1 protein-coding gene and 1 pseudogene are annotated in these 1,091 nt (G+C 27.5%); both read right to left on the bottom strand.

Annotation, left to right across the window (positions count from 1 at the left end; all coding sequences use genetic code 11):
- Positions 1–327: 327 nt before the first annotated feature.
- Positions 328–894, bottom strand: coding sequence for an ABC transporter permease (locus HR065_RS02720; RefSeq protein ID WP_244948350.1), 567 nt, complete (start codon positions 892–894; stop codon positions 328–330).
- Positions 827–1,091, bottom strand: a pseudogene (locus HR065_RS03665) (hypothetical protein); the annotation flags it as partial. The gene HR065_RS02720 and the pseudogene HR065_RS03665, both read right to left, overlap by 68 nt.

The following is a 1,091-nucleotide window of genomic DNA, read 5'->3' as shown; positions in this document are numbered from 1 at the left end:
TTATAAAAAAATATTTTTATAATACAGAATTAAATTAATTTATTCTGATTTTGATAGTTTATAAAAAAGCTGTTTCTTATAAATTCACAAACACATCATAAAATTTTATTTTATCATATTTGTTGAATAAATTATGCTTTTTCTTTGAAAAAACATGTTTCATACTTGAAAAAGAAGACTTTTTTGAGGTTCAAAAAAATGACCCCCTTCTTTTCCAAATATTTGCCAATTTGCAAAAACAATACAATAATGATTAAAAAAATAAACAACCCTCTTATTCGCTCGATAAGAGCGTTTAAAAGGGTTATATTGATACAAAAGAATAGCTTATTTTTTCTGTTTAGGGTCAAAATAAGAAATTAACCCTTTACCGATTAAATTAAAGGATAAAGAGGTCAAAGAAATAATAATGAAAGGTCCATAAAAAATATGAGGATGGAATCTAATATTTTCTTTAGCGGAACCTAAAATATTACCCCATTCTGGTTTGGAAGCATCTACTCCTAAACCGATAAAACCTAAACCAGAAATAGTTAAAATAATGGTGGACATTCCTACCACAAAACGCGTTATTAAGGTATCTCGTAAATTAGGAATAATATGTTTAAAAATAATTCTGGTTTTAGTAGCTCCTAACGCTTCAGCAGATTTAATAAAATCTTTTTCCGTAATGCTTAAAGTTTTACCCCTTATCAGACGAATAAAACTAGGAATATTGGTAATACTTAAAACGATCACTAAAGTATAAGCATTTTTGGGCAAAAAGATCAATAGTAAAATAGCTAAAATAACATCCGGAACAACCACTAAAATATCACATATAAAATTAATAATATTGTCTATTATTCCGCCAAAATAACCAGATATAACGCCTAAAAAAGACCCTATTAACATGCTGATAAGAATAGAAAAAAAAAGATATTTTTAAAGAAATTTTGCCTCCTTCTAAAACACGACTATATAAGTCAAAACCACTCGTATCAGTTCCTAACAAATGATCCCAACTGGACGTAAGAAGGCTTTCATCGGATGATTCATAAGGATTTTGAGAAGGCAAGACATACATAGCCAATAATAAAATAATTAAAAAA

It is taken from the genome of Candidatus Phytoplasma pruni, from assembly GCF_013391955.1.
Classification (GTDB): domain Bacteria; phylum Bacillota_I; class Bacilli_A; order Acholeplasmatales; family Acholeplasmataceae; genus Phytoplasma.
The sequence above is the reverse complement of the archived record's forward strand: the minus strand, read 5'-3'. Positions and strand labels throughout refer to the sequence as shown.